Raw genomic sequence first — 17,017 nt, 5'->3', positions numbered from 1 at the left:
AGCTAAGCCCTCCAGCGCCGATGGTACTGCACTCGTGAGGGTGTGGGAGAGTAGGACGCCGCCGGACAATCTTCCAGTCGAGGGCCGCCCCATCAGGGTCGGCCCTCGACTGCGTAGCGCCATTGGTGGCGCAATCAGGAAGGATGTACCTGTGAGTTCAGGACCGCAGGGCGGAGACCGTCCCCGTCGTTACGAAGACCGTACTGACGGTGCGGGCGGAAGCGACCGCGGCCCGCGCCGCGATGACCAAGGCCGGCCCCCGTATCGGGGAGACCGCGACAGCGGCGGCGCCCGAGGCGGATACGCCGGCGGCCGCGACTCTGGCTCCCGTGGTGGTGACCGGGACAGCTCGCGCTCCAGCGCCCCCCGTGAGGGCGGCTACCGTGGCGGCGATCGCCGTGAGGGTGGTTTCCGGGGCGGCGACCGCGACAGTTCGCGTTCCAGTGCCCCCCGTGAGGGTGGCTACCGTGGCGGCGACCGTGATGGGTCACGCTCGGGTGCTCCGCGTGAGGGCGGGTTCCGGTCCGGCGCTCCCCGTGAGGGTGGTTACCGCGACAGTTCGCGTTCCAGCGCTCCGCGCGAAGGTGGCTACCGTGGCGGTGACCGCGACGGTGGTTTCCGTGGCGGCGACCGCCGTGAGGGTGGTTTCCGCGGTGGTGACCGCGACGGTTCGCGTTCGGGCGCTCCCCGTGAGGGTGGCTTCCGGGGTGGTGACCGCGACGGTTCGCGTTCGGGCGCTCCGCGTGAGGGTGGTTTCCGCGGTGGTGACCGTGAGGGTGGTTTCCGTGGTGGTGACCGTCGTGAGGGTGGTTACCAGGGCGGCGACCGCACTCGTTCCGGCCTGCCGCGTGAGGGTGGTTTCCGCGGTGGCGACCGCGAGGGTGGCTTCCGTGGCGGCGACCGTCGTGAAGGTGGTTTCCGGGGCGGCGACCGGGACGGTTCGCGTTCGGGTGCTCCCCGTGAGGGTGGCTTCCGGGGTGGTGACCGCGACGGTGGTTTCCGCGGTGGCGACCGCCGCGAGGGCGGCTTCCGCGGCGGCGACCGTGATGGCTCGCGTTCCAGCGCTCCCCGTGAGGGTGGCTTCCGGGGCGGCGACCGCGACGGTTCGCGTTCCAGCGCTCCGCGTGAGGGTGGTTTCCGGGGTGGTGACCGCGACGGTGGTTTCCGTGGCGGCGACCGTCGTGAGGGCGGCTTCCGTGGCGGCGACCGTGATGGCTCGCGCTCGGGCGCTCCCCGTGAGGGTGGTTTCCGCGGTGGTGACCGCGAGGGCGGTTTCCGTGGTGGTGACCGTCGTGAGGGTGGTTACCAGGGCGGCGACCGCACTCGTTCCGGCCCGCCGCGTGAGGGTGGTTTCCGTGGCGGCGACCGCGAGGGTGGCTTCCGTGGCGGCGACCGTCGTGAAGGTGGTTTCCGGGGCGGCGACCGCGACGGTTCGCGTTCGGGCGCTCCCCGTGAGGGTGGTTTCCGGGGCGGCGACCGTGATGGCTCGCGTTCGGGCGCTCCGCGTGAGGGTGGTTTCCGCGGTGGTGACCGCGAGGGCGGTTTCCGTGGTGGTGACCGTCGTGAGGGTGGTTACCAGGGCGGCGACCGCACTCGTTCCGGCCCGCCGCGTGAGGGTGGTTTCCGTGGCGGCGACCGCGAGGGTGGCTTCCGTGGCGGCGACCGTCGTGAAGGTGGTTTCCGGGGCGGCGACCGCGACGGTTCGCGTTCGGGCGCTCCCCGTGAGGGTGGTTTCCGGGGCGGCGACCGTGATGGCTCGCGTTCGGGCGCTCCGCGTGAGGGTGGTTTCCGCGGTGGTGACCGCGAGGGCGGTTTCCGTGGTGGTGACCGTCGTGAGGGTGGTTACCAGGGCGGCGACCGCACTCGTTCCGGCCCGCCGCGTGAGGGTGGTTTCCGCGGTGGCGACCGCGAGGGTGGCTTCCGTGGCGGCGACCGTCGTGAGGGTGGTTTCCGGGGCGGCGACCGGGACGGTTCGCGCTCGGGCGCTCCCCGTGAGGGTGGCTTCCGGGGCGGCGACCGGGACGGTTCGCGCTCGGGCGCTCCCCGTGAGGGTGGCTTCCGGGGCGGCGACCGGGACGGTTCGCGCTCGGGCGCTCCCCGTGAGGGTGGCTTCCGGGGCGGCGACCGTCGTGAAGGCGGCTTCCGGGGCGGGGACCGGGACGGTTCGCGCTCGGGCGCCCCGCGTGAGGGTGGTTTCCGGGGCGGTGACCGCGAGGGTGGTTACCGGGGCGGAGAGCGTACCGGCGGTTTCCGGTCCGACGAGCGGCCGCGCCGCGACGGGGAGTTCCGTCGCGATGACCGCACGGGTGGCTCCGAGTCGTCCGAGGGTGGGCGTAGCTCGGCCCCGGCGCTACCGGACGACATTGTCGCGACCGACCTCGACAAGGACGTCCGCGCTGAGCTGCTCTCGCTGAACAAGCCGGTCGCCGAGACTGTGGCCCGGCACCTGGTCGCCACTGGGCAGCTGATCGACGAGGACCCGGCCGAGGCGTTGGCGCACGCGCTGGCCGCCCGGCGGCTCGCGTCGCGCATCTCCGCTGTCCGTGAGGCGGTCGGCCTGGCCGCGTACCGCGCGGGGGAGTGGCAGTCGGCGATCGCCGAGCTGCGCACGTACCACCGGATGAGCGGATTGCAGAGCCACCTGGCCGTGCTCGCGGACTGCGAGCGGGCTCTCGGCCGGCCGGAGCGGGCCATTGACCTGTTCCGTGGCGCGGACCGGGAGAAGCTGGACCAGGCCGTGGCGATCGAACTGCTGATCGTCGCCGCCGGCGCGCGGGGTGACCTCGGGCAGAAGGACGCCGCGGTCGCGATGCTCCAGGTTCCGGACCTCACCAACGAGGCCACCGTGCCGTGGACGGCCCGGCTGCGGTACGCGTACGCCGACGCGCTGCTCGCGGTGGGCCGGCGCGAGGAGGCCCGCGAATGGTTCTCCCGCGCTGCCGACGTGGACACCGAGGGCGAGACCGACGCCGCCGAGCGGCTGCTCGAACTCGACGGCGTTGTCATCGAGGGTGACGACGAGGACGAGGCCGCCGAGGAGATCGCCGCGGGCCCGGGCGCTCCCGGCGCGGTGCCGGCCCGACCCGACGCCGACCTGGCCGGCGAGGCGAACGACGACGACGACGATGACGACGACGACGACGATGACGACGACGATGACGACGATGACGACGACGACGACGATGACGACGACGATGACGACGGCGACGTTGACGACGACGACGAGGACTTCGACGACGACGAGGAGGACGACGCTGTCGGCCGCCCCGCTGACGACGAAGGCTTCGACGGCGAGGACGAGGACCGTCACCCCACCGAGAGCGGCAACGCCGACGCGGCCACCACTGGCGACAGCGGCGTGACCGACGGGGACACGGCGCACGGCGACGCGGCGAACGCCGACGGGACCGTGCCGGCCCGGGACGACGAGTCGGGGTCGACGCAGCGGTGAGCGCGGGCGTGGGGGAGCGGCTGGTCGACGGGTACACCCTGGTCGTCTTCGACCTGGACGGCGTGATCTACCTGATCGACCGGCCGATCCCCGGCGCCGTCGATGCGGTGGCCCGGCTGCACGCCGAGGGACGGGCGGTCGCGTACGCCACCAACAACGCGTCCCGCCGGTCCAGTGAGGTCGCCGACCTGCTGACCGGGATGGGCGTGCCGGCCCGGCCGGAGGAGGTCCTCACCTCCGCGGCCGCCTCGGCCGAGTTGCTGCGCGACCGGCTGCCCGTCGGCGCGTCGGTGCTGGTGGTCGGCGCGGAGGCGCTGCGCGCGGAGCTGCGCGCGGTCGGTCTGAACCCGGTCACCCAGGCCGATGAGAAGCCAGCCGCGGTGGTGCAGGGGTACGGCCCGCAGGTCGGCTGGGCCGAGCTGGCCGAAGCGTCGGTAGCGGTGCGGGCGGGTGCCATCTGGATCGCCACCAACACCGATCGGACCCTGCCCAGTGGGCGGGGGCCACTGCCCGGCAACGGTTCGTTGGTCGCCGTGCTGCGTACGGCACTGGAGCGGGACCCCGACGTGGTGGTCGGCAAGCCGGAGCCGGCGCTGTTCGAGACCGCCGCCAAGCGCAGTGGCGGTGGGCGGAGCCTGGTGGTGGGTGACCGGCTGGACACCGACATCGAGGGCGCCCGCCGGGCCGGGCTGGACAGCCTGCTCGTGCTCACCGGCGTCAGCGGCGTACCGGAGCTGCTGGCCGCCGAGCCGCGGCGACGTCCCACGTACGTCGCGAAAGACCTGGCGGGGCTCTTCGACCCGGCTGCCGCCGTGCGGGTCCCGGGCCCGGCGGACGCCGGCGGCTGGTCCGTGACCGACCGGGACGGCGTGCTGGAGCTGGCCGGGGCCGGTCGGCCACTGGACGCCCTGGCGGCGCTCTGCGCGGTGGCCTGGTCGGCGTCGGTGCCGGCGCTGCCGAAGATCCGTCCGGTGGGCCCGGACGCGGCCCACGCGGTGGAGAGTTTCGGTCTGACCGCGGCGGCGTGAGCCGGGCGGCCGTCAGAGCAGCTTGCGCAGTTTGAGCAGGTCGAACGGGTTGGCCTTGATCGACACCCGGCGGGACGTCACCGCGCTGGTGACGTCCAGGTCGCCCCGGACCAGGGCGAGCAGGTCGTCGCTGGACGTGCTCAGCGCGATCTTGGCCTTGGGGTCGTCGCCGTCGGTCAGCTCGACCAGTCGGCCGCCGGTGATCCGGCCGTGGAACGCGGTGTCCAGGTCGGTGATCCGGCAGGCCAGCGTCCGGTCCAGGTCGATCCGTTCGCGTACCGTCTCGGCGTTGCGATCCAACCGGGCGGCCAGCTCCTGCAACGCCTGCCGGCACTCGTCCACGCTGGCCACATCTCCCCCTTGTGATCGCCACGCCGTCCTCGGCACCGTACCGCACGGGTCGGTCCGGGGTGCCCGGTAGCGTGACACCTGCACACCCCGCCCCGTGGAAGGACTCAGGCATGCAGGACGCGTGGCGCGCCTACCTCGAGCTGGCCATGGGCCTTGCGGAGGCGCCCCGGAAGAAGGCCCAGGACGTGGCACGTCGCCTCGTCGGCTCCGGCGGCGCGACCGCCGCCCAACTCCAGGCCCTCGGCGAGGAACTGGTCACCACCGGCGCCGCCAACCGGGAGGCGCTGACCAAGCTGGTCCGCTTCGAGGTCGACCGGGCCCTCGGCGCGGTCGGTCTGGCCACCGCCGACGAGGTGGCCGAGCTGACCCGGCGGGTGCACGACCTGGAACGGCAGCTGCGGGAGGCGCGGTCCGCCGAGTCGGCCGACGCGCCGACCGCTGGCCCCATGCCACAACCTGACCCGACCGTCGCCGCGCAGCCCGGCACCGCTCTCGTGCCGTCCGACGCCTCGGCCGGTGCCCCGGTCTCCGCGCCGGTGGCGAAGAAGGCCGTCGCGAAGAAGGCGGTCGCCAAGAAGGCCATCGCCAAGAAGCCGCCGGCGACGATCAGCCGGACGGCCGACGAGGACGTCCCGACGCCGGCCGTGATGCCCGCCAAGAAAGCGGCGGTTCGCAGGCAGCGGCCGGACGACGCCGAATGACCCGGCCCGGTCCGCCGCCCGGCGGCACGTTCCCGGCCCGGCCCGGTCCGCCGGCTGGCGGTTCGTTCCCGGCCCGGCCCGGCCCGCCGGTGGGTGCCCGCCCCGGGCCGCCGCCGGATCTCGGGGACGACGAGACACGGCATCCGGCGGTGGACGCCGCCGTGCGGGCCATCGCAAACGCGGCGACGCTCGCCCCCGCCGACCAGATCGCCCAGTACGAGGCGGCCTACGAGACGCTGCGGGAAACCCTCGCCACCATCGACCAGACCTGAGCGGGACGACCAGGCCTGAGCAGACCGGAGAACCACCCATGGCACGTCGTAACCGGCTGGACGCCGAACTCGTCCGCCGCGGTCTGGCCCGCTCCCGTGAGCAGGCCGCCGCGTTGGTGGAGGCCGGCCGAGTCCAACTGCGGGGCGTGGTCGCCCGCAAGGCGGCCGCGATGGTCGACCCCGCCGACCCGCTCCTGGTGACCGGTGCGGACCCGGCTGAAGAGTACGTCTCCCGGGGCGGGCACAAGCTCGCCGGCGCGCTGGCCGCGTTCGCCGCCGGTGGGCTGCACGTGGCCGGGCGGCGTTGCCTGGACGCGGGAGCGTCGACCGGTGGGTTCACCGACGTGCTGCTGCGCGCCGACGCGGCCGAGGTGGTGGCCGTGGACGTCGGCTACGGGCAGCTCGCCTGGCCGCTGCGTACCAACGAGCGGGTCCGCGTCCTGGAGCGCACGAATGTCCGTACCCTCGATGCGGACGCGATCGGCGGCCCGGTCGACCTCACGGTGGCCGACCTGTCGTTCATCTCGCTGCGACTGGTGCTGCCGGCGCTGGCCGGCTGCACCCGCCACGACGGCGACCTGGCACTGATGGTCAAGCCGCAGTTCGAGGTCGGCAAGGACCGGGTCGGCGCCGGCGGTGTGGTCCGCGATCCGGAGCTGCGCGCCGAAGCGGTGCTGGACGTGGCCGCGGCGGCCGCGCGGCTCGGCCTCGGACTGGCCGACGTGGCGGCCAGCCCGCTGCCCGGGCCGAGCGGCAACGTGGAGTTCTTCGTATGGTTGCGCCGGGGCGCACCAGCGGCCGACCCGGAGCGGGTGCGGGCCGTGGTGGCGGCCGGGCCGGACGGCTCGACGACGGCCGGCGGGGTGCCGGACGTGGCGGCGGAGGAGGTCGCAGGGTGAATGCGCGCAGTGAGGGTGGCGCAACGGGTCGCGCGGTGACACGCGGCCGTGCCGAGGCGACGGCGCCGGTGGCGCGACGCCGCCCGGTCCGGCGTGGGCGGGCGGCCCGATGAGCCGGACCGCGCTGCTGGTGACCCACACCGGCCGTCGGCGCAGCACGGAGCACGCCCGGTCGGTCGCCGCCGACCTGATCGACGCCGGTTTCGAGGTACGGGTGGTCGCCGACGAGGCCGACGACCTCGACCTGCCCGGCGTGGTGCCGGTCGCCGGCCCGCAGGCCGCCGAGGGCGCCGAGATCGTCTTCGCGCTCGGTGGGGACGGCACCTTCCTGCGCGCCGCCGAGCTGGCCCGGCCCGCGAAGGCGCCGCTGCTCGGCATCAACCTCGGCAAGGTGGGCTTCCTGGCGGAGGCGGAGATCGACGACCTGGACACGGCCGTCCGGGACGTCGTCGGCCGCAACTACACGGTCGACGAGCGGCTGACCCTGGACGTCACGGCCGAGTTCGACGGTGGGCCGACCATCGAGTCCTGGGCGCTCAACGAGATCAGCATCGAGAAGGGCGAGCGGGCCCAGATGCTCGAGCTGCTCGTCGACGTGGACGGCCGGCCGCTGTCGCGTTACGGCTGCGACGGTGTCGTCTGCGCCACCCCCACCGGTTCCACCGCGTACGCGTTCTCCGGTGGCGGGCCGGTGGTCTGGCCGGAGGTGGAGGCGCTGCTGCTGGTGCCGATCAGCGCGCACGCGTTGTTCAGCCGCCCGTTGGTCACGGCCCCGACGTCCACCTTCGTGATCACCGTCGACCCGTTCACCACCCTCGCCGTGCTCTCCTGCGACGGCCGGCGCGTCTACGACCTGCCGCCCGGCGCGCGGGTGACGGTGCGTCGAGGCGCCCTGCCGGTACGCATCGTGCGGCTGCGGCCCCGCCCGTTCACCGACCGGCTGGTGGCCAAGTTCGGCCTTCCCGTGCACGGTTGGCGTGGCAGCCGCCGGTGACCGTGGCGCACACGGTCGGTGGATGTCAGTTGTCCACCTGACGACATGTCGCCGCTGCGGCGGCGGGCGACTAGTGACCTGGTGACACGCTCCGACGCAGACTCCGATCGGCCCTCATCTACGGATGGCGGGCCTGGAGGAGTAGAGGAGCACATCGCATGCACTGGTCCCCACGCTGGCTCGCCGTCGGCGCGGTCGGCGCGTTGGTGGTCGGAGTCGCCGCACCGGCGTCCGCCGACCCGCCCGCCCGGCCCACCGGCCCGACGTCGGGCACGCCCGCCCAGCACGCACCCGTCCGCATCACCCTGATCACCGGCGACCAGGTCGAGCTCGCGCCCGCGGCGCCGGGCCGGGTCGCCGCCACTGTCCGCCCGGGACCCGGGCGCGAGCGCGTCATCTTCCAGACCCTGGAGGTCGACGGCCGGCTGCGGGTGCTGCCCAGCGACGCCCTGCCCTACGTTTCGAGCGGGGTCCTCGACGCCAACCTGTTCGACGTGCAGGAGTTGGCCGCCGACGGATACGGCGACGCCGCGCAGGGCGCGTTGCCACTGATCGTGCGCTACCAGGAGCAGGCGGCCGGGCGGGTCAAGCCGCTTGCCGGTGCCACCGATGCCCGGCCGCTGGAGAGCATCAACGGCGCGGCGCTGCGGGTCGGCAAGGGGGCCCTCAGCGATCTGTGGACCACGCTCGCCGGTACGCCGGCCAGCCGGACCACGACTGCCGCCGCGCCCCGGCTGGGTGCTGGCATCGCCCGTATCTGGTTGGACGGGCGAGTCCGCCCGGCGCTGGAGCACAGCGTGCCGCAGATCGGCGCCCCGACGGCCTGGGCGGCCGGGCGCGACGGTGCCGGCGTGAAGGTGGCGGTGCTCGACACCGGTGTCGACGCCACCCACCCCGACCTGGCCGGTCGGATCGCCGAGGCGCAGGACTTCTCCGGCAGCGGCAGCGCCCGCGACGGGCACGGCCACGGCACCCACGTGGCCGCCACCATCGCTGGCAGCGGTGCGGCGTCCGACGGGCTACGCAAGGGCGTCGCCCCGGGCGCGCAGTTGCTGGTCGGCAAGGTGCTCGACGACGGTGGCTCCGGCTACAGCTCGTCCATCATCGCGGGCATGGAGTGGGCCGCCCACTCCGGCGCGAAGGTGGTCAGCATGAGCCTCGGCGGCGACCCCACCGACGGCACCGACCCGATGAGCCAGGCGGTGAACGACCTGACCGCCGAGACCGGCGCGCTGTTCGTGGTCGCCGCCGGCAACTCGGGCGCCGCGCGTACCGTCGGCGCGCCCGGCGCGGCCGCGGCGGCGCTCACCGTCGGCGCGGTGGACCGTGCCGACAACCTGGCGGAGTTCTCCAGCCGGGGCCCGCGCCTCGGCGACAACGGCCTCAAGCCCGAGATCACCGCGCCGGGCGTCGGCATCGTCGCCGCCCGGGCCGCCGGCACCGCCATGGGTACGCCGGTGGACGACGCGTACACGAGCGCGTCCGGCACCTCGATGGCCACTCCGCACGTGGCCGGAGCGGCGGCGATCCTCGCCCAGGAACACCCCGACTGGGCCGCCGCGAAGCTCAAGGACGCGCTGGTCAGCACCACGAAGGCGAACCCGGCGCTGACCGTCTTCGAGCAGGGCGGCGGTCGGGTCGACGTGGCGCGGGCGCTCGGCCAGAAGGTGTACGCCTCGGCCACCGCAGACTTCGGCCGGATCTCCACCGGCGGTGCGGCGGTCGAGCGGACCGTGACGTACACCAACGGCACGCAGGCCACGCAGACCCTGCGACTGGCCCTGGAACTGCGCAACGTGGACACCGGCGTGGCAGAGCCCGACGGGGTCGCCGTCGGCTCCGAGGTGACAGTGCCGGCGGGCGGCAGCGTGGCCGTGCCGCTGCGCGCCGACCCGGCGAAGCTGGGCCGGGGCCCACATGGTGGCTGGCTGGTGGCGACAGGCACGGACGGCGTCGCGGTACGCACCCCGGTCGGGCTCACCGTCAGCGGTCCCGTCCACCAACTCACCATCAAGCTGCTGGACCGGCAGGGTCAGCCGGGCCTCTCGCCGGGGTTGACCGTCTTCGGTGAGCAGCCCGAGTCGGACTTCTGGGGCATGTGGGGTGGCGAGGGCACCCTGGAGGTCGAGGAGGGCACGTACGTGCTGACCGCGCTGATGACGCACGGCGTCCCCCTGGACGAGCAGATGACCCAGATCATCGAGCCAGAGGTGACCGTCGACCGGGACCTGACCGTGGTGCTCGACGCGCGCAAGGGCACGCCGGTGCGGATCGAGACGCCGAAGCCCAGCGAGCAGCAGGCCACGCTCAGCTACTACGTGCACCGGGTGCTGGGCAACGGCCGGCAGATCGACCACGGCGTGATGGCCTACAGCACCGTTCAGCAGGTCAACGTCACGCCGACCCGCCAGGTGCGCCAGGGCGAGTTCGAGTTCGCGTCCCGGTGGCAGCTCGTCGCGCCCATGGTGGACGCGACGATCAGCGGGGTGTCCGGTCCGTCGGACATCAACCTGCTGGGCACGTCGCCGGCGCCGACCGGTCGGCGGAAGCTGCCGCTGGTCTGGGCCGGCACCGGCACCCCCGCCGAGCTGACCCGGGTGCGGGGCGCCGCCGTGCTGCTCGGCGCCGACCCGAACCGCTCGGAGGAGGAGCAGGTGGCCGCCGCCGCGGCAGCCGGCGCCGCCGCGGTGCTGATCGTCCGGCCGGAGGACCAGAGCGCGTGGACGGTCTGGCGGCCCACCGGAGAACGGCTGCCGATCCCGTCGATGGTGGTCGCGTACGACGACGGGCAGCGGCTGATCGCGGCGGCGCGCAAGGGTCGGGCGACGCTGGACCTGACGCTGACCGTGGACAGCCCCTACCTGTACGACGTGTGGCAGGTGTCGAAGGGTCGGGTGCCGGAGCGTGTCGTGCACACGGTGACCGCCAGGAACACCGCCGAGGTGACAGCGAGCTACGGCGACATGGGTGCGGGCTGGGCCACCGAGGAGCGGTTCGGCTGGCGTCCGTGGCAGGAGTACGCCTGGAACGACGACCAGCGCATGGTCCGCAACGGCACCACCCGGCAGGAGTTCGTCAGCGCCGGGGACTCCTGGTGGCAGCAACGGGTGCTGCACAAGCAGATGTTCATGCAGTGGGGGCAGCTGGCCGGTGGCCTGACCCAGCAGCCCCGGCGTTACGCCGCCGACGACCGGGTGACCGAGACCTGGCACGCGCCGGTGCTCCGTCCGGCCGTCCCGGCCAGCGGGGCGCCGGTGCCCACCCGCACCGGTGACAACCTGGAGTTGCGGGTGCCCGAGTTCGTCGACGCCGAGGGGCACTACAGCGTGGCCGGCGAGAGCGAGGAGTCGGACACCGTCACGGCGCGGGTCAGCCGCAACGGGCAGCAGATCGCGGACCTCTCCGAGGGCTGGGCGTCGGTGCCCACGACCGCCGGGGCCGCCCGCTACCGCCTGGACGTGACCACCCAGCGGTCCTCGGCCGAGTGGCGTTACGGCACGCGGACCGACACGGCCTGGGAGTTCACCTCGGCCCGACCGGCGGGCGACGCCGCCAAGGCGTTGTCGCTGCTCCAGGTGGACTACCGGGTGCCGGCCGACCTGCGCGGCACGGTACGCGGCAACCGGCCGCACCAGCTGGGGCTGACCCTGCGGCAGCCGACCGGGGTGCCGGCGCCGACCGGTGCCGGCGTCCGGGTGCAGGTCTCCTTCGACGGGGGCGTCACCTGGCGCAACGCGCCGACCACTGGGTCGGGCACCCGGTACACCGCGACAGTGCCGGCGGGACGCGGAACGGTGTCGCTGCGGGTGCACGCCGCCGACCGGGCCGGGAACACCGTCGACCAGACGGTGCTGCAGGCGTACGGGCTGCGCTGATCGGGCGGGGCGGGGCGGCCTGGCCGTCCCGCCCCGCCGGGTGAGGGTCCGCCGTCGGTCGACGGCGGACCCTCACGCGTCAGAGCCAGCCGCGTCGGGCCACCTGGAACGCCAACCCGGGCCGGGTGTCCACGCCAGCGGCGGCCATCAGGTCGGCGATCCGCCGTTGCACGGTCCGCCGGCTGACCCCGAGCTGGGAGGCGATGGACTTGTCCGGTACGCCCGCCACGAACAGCGACAGCAGCCGGGCCTCGTCGGCGTCGGGTTGGTACCCGTCGCCCGGCTGGTCGGCGGGCTCCGGCCGTCGAGCCTCGGGGGCCGTGACGGCGAGGGGGTCGTCGAGGCGCAGCCGGGTGGCCACCCGCCAGTGGCTCTCGAAGAGGGCGAGCAGCGCGTCGAGCAGTTGACTGCGGCCGATCACGGCGGCGCTCGGTTCGCCGCCGTCGCGGTCGGGCACCAACGGGCAGATGGCCGTGCGGGCGTCCACGATGGCCAGTCGGACCGGCAGCCGGTCCAGGACGCGGGCCTGCTCCCCGGCGGCGACCCCCTTGGCCAGGTCGGCCAACGCGCCCGGCTCCAGCAGCAGGTCACGCTCGTAGATGGCCCGGTAGCTCACCCCACGGGCCAGCGCGTCGAACTCCTCGACATTCTCCGGGCCGGCCATGGCGAGGGGATTGGCCCGGCAGAACCAGAGCACCTCGGTACGCGCCGAGTTCTGCAGGTCGCGCAGGCGGTCCCGAAGCACCCGGGCGCCGGTGATCACCTCGACCAGGTGGTCGACGTGGTGTCGGCGCAGCCCGGAGCGGTACTCCTCGGCCAGTTGGGTGACCAGTCGGCGGGCCGACTCCAGGTCCTCCTGACGTCGCAGCAGCGTCCCGCCGAGGGCGACGTCCGGGGCGGTCGGGCGCAGCGGGGCGTCCGGGTCGTTGTCGCTGCGCTGCACGAGGCCCTTGCCACGCAGCGCCTCGACCTGGGCGACGACCTGCTCCCGGGGCCGGTGCAGGCGACTGGCCAACTCGTCGATGCGGGCCGTGGTGAGCTGGAGCAGGCAGCGGTAGAGCTCCTCCTCAGCCGAGGTCAGGCCGATCACGTCCAACACGGGGCAGAACTGTACGTCGGCCGGGTACGGGCCGTACCCGGGCCCGTCGGCTGGTCAATTGTCGGGCCTCGCGTCTACTGTCGGTGGCTGTGCTGGAAGAGCTGCGCATCACCGGACTGGGCGTCATCGAAGACACCACGCTGCCGTTGACCGGCGGCATGAACGTCATCACCGGCGAGACCGGTGCGGGCAAGACGATGGTGGTCACCGGCCTCGGCCTGCTCTTCGGCGGCCGGGCCGACGCCGGGCGGGTCCGCGCCCAACCCGGCCGTGCGGTGGTGGAGGGGCGGCTGCGGCTGCACGGGCGGGTCGCCGACGCCGTGCACGCGCGGATCATCGAGGCCGGCGGCGAACCCGACGAGGACGGCTCGGTGCTGCTGAGCCGCACGGTGACGGTGGAGGGGCGCTCACGCGCCCACGTCGGCGGCCGGAGCATGCCGGTGTCGATGCTCGGTGAGGTCGGCGAGCAGGCGGTCGCCGTGCACGGCCAGTCCGACCAGCTGCGGCTGCTGCGTCCGGCGGAGCAGCGGGCCGCACTGGACCGGTTCGCCGGCCCTGCGCACGAGAAGCTGCTCGACGCGCTGCGTGAGGCGTACACGGGGTGGCGTCGGGTCGTCGACGACCTGGCCGACCGTCGGCGCAACGCCCGCGAGCGCAACCAGGAGGCCGACTTGCTGCGGTTGGGCCTCGACGAGATCACCCGGGTCGATCCGCAGCCCGGTGAGGACGACGAGCTGAAGACCGAGGCGCAGCGGCTGGAGCACGCGGAGGGCCTGCGGACGGCCGCGCAGATCGCCCAGCAGTGCGTGGCCGGTGGCGCGGAGGCCGCCGAGGAGACCCCGGACGCGGCGGCGCTGCTCGGCACCGCCCGGCGGACCCTGGAGGCGCAGTCCGGCACCGACCCGGCGCTCGGTGAGCTGGCGGCCCGCCTGGAGGAGGCGGCCACGCTGGTCACCGACGTGTCCGCGGAGCTGTCGGCGTACCTGGCGACGCTGGACGCGGACCCGGCCCGGTTGCAGCACGTCTACGAGCGGCGGGCGGCGCTGCGCGCGTTGACCCGCAAGTACGCCGACGACGTCGACGGGGTGATCGCCTGGGCCGATCGGGCGCGCACCCGACTGTCCGACCTGGACATGTCCGACGACGTGCTCGACGAGTTGGAGAGGGAGGGCCAGCGGCTCGCCGTCGAGGTGGCCGACCTGGCCGGGCGGGTGTCCACCTCCCGGCAGGAGGCGGCGGTCCGCTTCGCCGACCAGGTCACCGTCGAGCTGGCCGGGCTGGCGATGCCGCACGCGCGGATCGAGGTGGCGGTGCTGCCCCGTCCGGTCGGGCGTGCCGAGCCGACGCTTGCGGTCAACGGCGTCGAGGTGGGTGTCACTTCGGACGGCGGTGACGAGGTGGAGCTGCGGTTGCTGGCCCACCCGGGTGCGCCGTCGCTGCCGTTGCAGCGCGGTGCCTCCGGCGGTGAGCTGTCCCGGGTGATGCTCGCCATCGAGGTCGTGTTCGCCGGCTCCGGTGGCCCGCCCACGTTGGTCTTCGACGAGGTCGACGCGGGGGTCGGTGGGCAGGCGGCGGTGGAGATCGGCCGCCGGTTGGCCCGGCTGGCCCGCAGTCACCAGGTGCTGGTGGTCACGCACCTGCCGCAGGTGGCCGCGTTCGCCGACCGGCACCTGGTGGTGGCGAAGGACACCGGCGGCGCGGTGACGACCAGCGGCGTGCGGGTGGTGGAGGACACCGAGCGGGCGCGGGAGTTGGCGCGCATGCTGGCGGGTTTGCCCGATTCAGATCTGGGTATCGCCCACGCCGAGGAGCTTTTGGCAGTGGCCGCCAAGGAAAGGCGGTTGTGACGCCGCGTATTGTGAGCGCAAGCACACCGGCTTGTGCCGGTGTGTGCTTCCCTGGGTAGGCGGCCCTGCTCAGGCATGTCGCGACAGAAAAGCCTGCCTCACATGCCAGGATGGTCACGATGCGTCTACCCACGTTGCGCCGGAACCGGAACTCCGAACCGGGCAGAGTCCTCGGCACCGCGCGCCTTGATCGCCGGACGAAACGCCTGGTCGGTCGGCTGCGCCCCGGTGACATCGCGGTCATCGACCACGTCGACCTGGACCGGGTGGCGGCCGACTCGCTCGTCGCCGTCGGGGTCGCGGCGGTGCTCAACGCCAAGCCCTCGGTCTCCGGCCGTTACCCGAACCTCGGCCCGGAGGTGTTGATCGCCGCCGGCATTCCGCTCCTCGACGACCTGGGGGAGGGCGTCTTCGAGCGCATCCGCGAGGGCGACCAGGTGCGCATCGAGGGCAACACGGTCTTCGCCGGTGACGAGCCGGTGGCCCACGGCAACCTTCAGGACGCCGAGTCGGTCGGCAAGGCGATGGCGGACGCCCGGGAGGGTCTGTCGGTGCAGTTGGAGGCGTTCGCCGCCAACACGATGGACTACCTGCGCCAGGAACGCGACCTGCTGCTCGACGGTGTCGGAGTGCCGGACATCGAGACCCAGATGCAGGGTCGGCACTGCCTGATCGTGGTGCGCGGCTACGACTACAAGGCCGACCTGGACGTGCTGCGCCCGTACATCCGGGAGTTCAAGCCGGTGCTCATCGGCGTTGACGGCGGCGCGGACGCCCTGGTCGAGGCCGGCTACACCCCCGACATGATCATCGGCGACATGGATTCGGTCACCGACGACGTGCTGCGCTGCGGCGCCGAGGTGATCGTGCACGCGTACCCGGACGGGCGCGCCCCCGGCCTGCCCCGGGTCAACGGCCTCGGTGTGCCGGCGATCACCTTCCCGGCCGCGGCGACCAGCGAGGACCTGGCCATGCTTCTCGCCGACGAGAAGGGCGCCTCGCTGCTGGTCGCGGTCGGCACCCACGCCACCCTCGTCGAGTTCCTCGATAAGGGCCGCGGCGGGATGGCCTCGACGTTCCTGACCCGGCTGAAGGTCGGCGGCAAGCTGGTCGACGCCAAGGGGGTGAGCCGGCTCTACCGGCAGAGCATCTCCGGCTCGTCGCTGCTGCTGCTGGTGCTGTCGGCGATCGCGGCGATGGCGTCCGCGGTGGCCGTGTCGACAGTCGGGAAGGCGTACCTGGGCGTGGTCGCCGAGTGGTGGGACAATTTCGTGTTCCAGCTGTACCGGCTTTTCTAGTTCCCGACCGATCAAGAGGCTGCAAGCGTGATCAACTTCCGCTACCACGTGGTGTCCCTCACCGCGGTCTTCCTGGCTCTGGCGATCGGCCTGGTGGTCGGCACAGCCGCCCTCAACGGCCCGGTCGCCGACTCGCTCAAGGAGCAGGTCACCGGGCTACGCAAGGACAACCAGCAGTGGCGTCAGACGGTCAGCAACATGGAGAAGCAACTCGCGCTGGAAGAGGAGTTCGCCGAGGAGACCTCCCAGATTCTCCTGCCCGGCACCCTCACCGCCCGTCGGGTCGCGGTTCTCAGCCTGCCCAACGGCCGCGACCACACCGAGAGCGTGCTCAAGAAGCTCCAGCAGGCCGGAGCCACCATCACCGGCCAGGTCGACCTGCAGGACAAGTTCATCAACCCGGACAACAACTCCAACCTGCTGGAGTTGGCCGTCACCGCCGCCCGCCCGACCGCGCAGACCACCGGCCTGCCGGGCAACGGGCACGGCGTGGAGACCTCCAGCGCGCTGCTGGCCAGCGTCCTGCTGGACCGGCCCCAGGGCGTCGCGCCGGTCAGTGACGCCGACCGGCGGGCGGTGCTCGCCGCCTACAACAACGCCGGCTACCTGACCACCGACAGCAACAAGGTCACCGCCTCGGCGGAGGCGGTCGTCGTGGTCAGCGGTCAGCCGTACGTCGACAAGGACTCCGACAAGCGGGACGAGTCGGTGGTCAAGATCGCCGAGCAGTTCGACCGCACCGGGGCGATCGTGGTGGCCGGCAACGGTTCCGTCGGCGGCAACCTGGTCGGCGTGGTGCGCGGCGACCCGGTGCTCGCCCAGACCATCTCCACGGTCGACAACGCAAACACCGTGCAGGGCCAGGTGGTCACGACCCTCGCTCTGGTGCAGCAACTCACCGAGAAGAAGGCCGGGCAGTACGGCGTCGGCGACAACGCCGCGTCGCTGCTGCCTAGACTGCCCCAGTGAGCGAACGACGTACCCCCGTGTCCGGATCCGACCAGGTGGCGCGTGACCGAGCCAGCGAGGTGACGGCGTGAGCACCCTGGGCCGGCTGTTGATCGCCGGCGCGGGCGCCGCGGCGGCCCGCTACGCGCTGCGTGAGGCGCGCACCTCGCCGGCTGGGCCCGCGTTGGAGCGCACCAACTTCCGTGGCCGCACGGTGAGCCTGGCCGCCGGGCCGGCGCTCGCCGCCGGCGCGG

13 protein-coding genes are annotated in these 17,017 nt (G+C 73.5%); 11 read left to right on the top strand and 2 right to left on the bottom strand.

Annotated features, from left to right (window positions below; translation table 11 throughout):
- Positions 1–593: 593 nt before the first annotated feature.
- The 3 genes from GUI43_RS34110 to GUI43_RS31585 are packed head-to-tail and all read left to right on the top strand — an operon-like array spanning position 594 to position 4,479.
- A complete protein-coding gene (locus GUI43_RS34110) occupies positions 594–2,414 on the top strand; it encodes a hypothetical protein (protein ID WP_170158811.1) in 1,821 nt (606 codons plus the stop codon).
- 20 nt (positions 2,415–2,434) lie between these two features.
- Positions 2,435–3,451 (top strand): tetratricopeptide repeat protein, encoded by a 1,017-nt coding sequence (locus GUI43_RS31590; RefSeq protein ID WP_249037904.1) that lies wholly within the window; start codon positions 2,435–2,437, stop codon positions 3,449–3,451.
- A complete protein-coding gene (locus GUI43_RS31585; RefSeq protein ID WP_112584262.1) occupies positions 3,448–4,479 on the top strand; it encodes an HAD-IIA family hydrolase in 1,032 nt (343 codons plus the stop codon). The genes GUI43_RS31590 and GUI43_RS31585 overlap by 4 nt, the downstream gene beginning before the upstream one ends.
- 12 nt (positions 4,480–4,491) lie before the next feature.
- Here the strand turns inward: GUI43_RS31585 and GUI43_RS31580 are convergent, their stop codons facing one another.
- Positions 4,492–4,830, bottom strand: coding sequence for an SCP2 sterol-binding domain-containing protein (locus GUI43_RS31580; RefSeq protein ID WP_088947517.1), 339 nt, complete (start codon positions 4,828–4,830; stop codon positions 4,492–4,494).
- 110 nt (positions 4,831–4,940) lie between these two features.
- On the opposite strand from GUI43_RS31580, the gene GUI43_RS31575 reads away from it, so the two are divergent.
- The 5 genes from GUI43_RS31575 to GUI43_RS31550 all read left to right on the top strand — a co-directional run bounded on the left by GUI43_RS31575 (position 4,941) and on the right by GUI43_RS31550 (position 11,571).
- The gene (locus GUI43_RS31575) at positions 4,941–5,531 is read left to right on the top strand and encodes a phasin family protein (RefSeq protein ID WP_112700461.1); all 591 of its coding nucleotides are present in this window, start codon (positions 4,941–4,943) and stop codon (positions 5,529–5,531) included.
- Positions 5,528–5,803 carry a hypothetical protein gene (locus GUI43_RS31565; protein ID WP_249037903.1) on the top strand — a complete coding sequence of 92 codons (276 nt, stop codon included), beginning with the start codon at positions 5,528–5,530 and terminating at the stop codon, positions 5,801–5,803. The genes GUI43_RS31575 and GUI43_RS31565 overlap by 4 nt, the downstream gene beginning before the upstream one ends.
- A gap of 38 nt (positions 5,804–5,841) precedes the next feature.
- The gene (locus GUI43_RS31560) at positions 5,842–6,702 is read left to right on the top strand and encodes a TlyA family RNA methyltransferase (RefSeq protein WP_112700459.1); all 861 of its coding nucleotides are present in this window, start codon (positions 5,842–5,844) and stop codon (positions 6,700–6,702) included.
- Positions 6,703–6,811: 109 nt separating this feature from the next.
- A complete protein-coding gene (locus GUI43_RS31555) occupies positions 6,812–7,696 on the top strand; it encodes an NAD kinase (RefSeq protein WP_091407282.1) in 885 nt (294 codons plus the stop codon).
- Between the two features lie 158 nt (positions 7,697–7,854).
- Positions 7,855–11,571 carry a S8 family serine peptidase gene (locus tag GUI43_RS31550; RefSeq protein WP_112700458.1) on the top strand — a complete coding sequence of 1,239 codons (3,717 nt, stop codon included), beginning with the start codon at positions 7,855–7,857 and terminating at the stop codon, positions 11,569–11,571.
- 79 nt (positions 11,572–11,650) lie between these two features.
- Here the strand turns inward: GUI43_RS31550 and GUI43_RS31545 are convergent, their stop codons facing one another.
- Positions 11,651–12,670: a helix-turn-helix domain-containing protein gene (locus GUI43_RS31545; protein WP_112601172.1), complete on the bottom strand. Its 1,020-nt coding sequence runs from the start codon at positions 12,668–12,670 to the stop codon at positions 11,651–11,653.
- An 89-nt stretch (positions 12,671–12,759) separates the two neighbouring features.
- Here GUI43_RS31545 and recN point away from each other — a divergent pair, with 89 nt between their 5' ends.
- The 3 genes from recN (at position 12,760) to GUI43_RS31530 (ending at position 16,784) form a co-directional block, all read left to right on the top strand.
- Complete coding sequence (recN, locus tag GUI43_RS31540) at positions 12,760–14,517, top strand: DNA repair protein RecN (protein WP_112700463.1); 1,758 nt, start codon at positions 12,760–12,762, stop codon at positions 14,515–14,517.
- Positions 14,518–14,636: 119 nt separating this feature from the next.
- Positions 14,637–15,815 carry a putative cytokinetic ring protein SteA gene (gene steA / locus GUI43_RS31535; RefSeq protein ID WP_112584268.1) on the top strand — a complete coding sequence of 393 codons (1,179 nt, stop codon included), beginning with the start codon at positions 14,637–14,639 and terminating at the stop codon, positions 15,813–15,815.
- 27 nt (positions 15,816–15,842) lie between these two features.
- On the top strand, positions 15,843–16,784 hold the full coding sequence (locus GUI43_RS31530; protein ID WP_112584269.1) for a copper transporter: 942 nt from the start codon (positions 15,843–15,845) through the stop codon (positions 16,782–16,784).
- Positions 16,785–17,017: the final 233 nt, after the last annotated feature.

The organism is Micromonospora noduli, from assembly GCF_003264365.1.
Taxonomy (GTDB): Bacteria; Actinomycetota; Actinomycetes; order Mycobacteriales; family Micromonosporaceae; genus Micromonospora; species Micromonospora noduli.
The sequence above is the reverse complement of the archived record's forward strand: the minus strand, read 5'-3'. Positions and strand labels throughout refer to the sequence as shown.

What these genes read in the sequence shown, in the direction of transcription:
- steA (WP_112584268.1), top strand. Translation starts at nt 14,637, where the DNA reads ATGCGTCTACCCACGTTGCGCCGGAACCGGAACTCCGAACCGGGCAGA.
- GUI43_RS31575 (WP_112700461.1), top strand. Translation starts at nt 4,941, where the DNA reads ATGCAGGACGCGTGGCGCGCCTACCTCGAGCTGGCCATGGGCCTTGCG.
- GUI43_RS31555 (WP_091407282.1), top strand. Translation starts at nt 6,812, where the DNA reads ATGAGCCGGACCGCGCTGCTGGTGACCCACACCGGCCGTCGGCGCAGC.
- GUI43_RS31565 (WP_249037903.1), top strand. Translation starts at nt 5,528, where the DNA reads ATGACCCGGCCCGGTCCGCCGCCCGGCGGCACGTTCCCGGCCCGGCCC.
- GUI43_RS31550 (WP_112700458.1), top strand. Translation starts at nt 7,855, where the DNA reads ATGCACTGGTCCCCACGCTGGCTCGCCGTCGGCGCGGTCGGCGCGTTG.
- GUI43_RS31560 (WP_112700459.1), top strand. Translation starts at nt 5,842, where the DNA reads ATGGCACGTCGTAACCGGCTGGACGCCGAACTCGTCCGCCGCGGTCTG.